The following is a 224-nucleotide window of genomic DNA, read 5'->3' as shown; positions in this document are numbered from 1 at the left end:
ATTGGATAAGGTAACTGACTCAGAAATACTGTAGTCATTTGTTTTAGACCAATTAGTAGCTGCATCGTATTCAATGGTAACGACTGACATCTGAGCTGCTGACGTGTCATTTACTGCAGGGACTGTTAGCGTTTTAATTAGTTCTTTGTCGGCAGCAACAATATCACCTGTTATTTTATATGATTCGTTATCCATCACATATTCAAAGTTAGATACGGTAATAG

Annotated in this window: 1 protein-coding gene; it reads right to left on the bottom strand. The window is 36.6% G+C overall.

Annotated features, from left to right (window positions below; genetic code table 11):
- The coding region (locus CWB66_RS22025; protein ID WP_138587035.1) for an aerolysin family beta-barrel pore-forming toxin at positions 1-224 on the bottom strand (224 nt) is incomplete at both ends.

It is taken from the genome of Pseudoalteromonas sp. S558 (assembly GCF_005886635.1).
Classification (GTDB): domain Bacteria; phylum Pseudomonadota; class Gammaproteobacteria; order Enterobacterales; family Alteromonadaceae; genus Pseudoalteromonas; species Pseudoalteromonas aliena.
The sequence above is the reverse complement of the archived record's forward strand: the minus strand, read 5'-3'. Positions and strand labels throughout refer to the sequence as shown.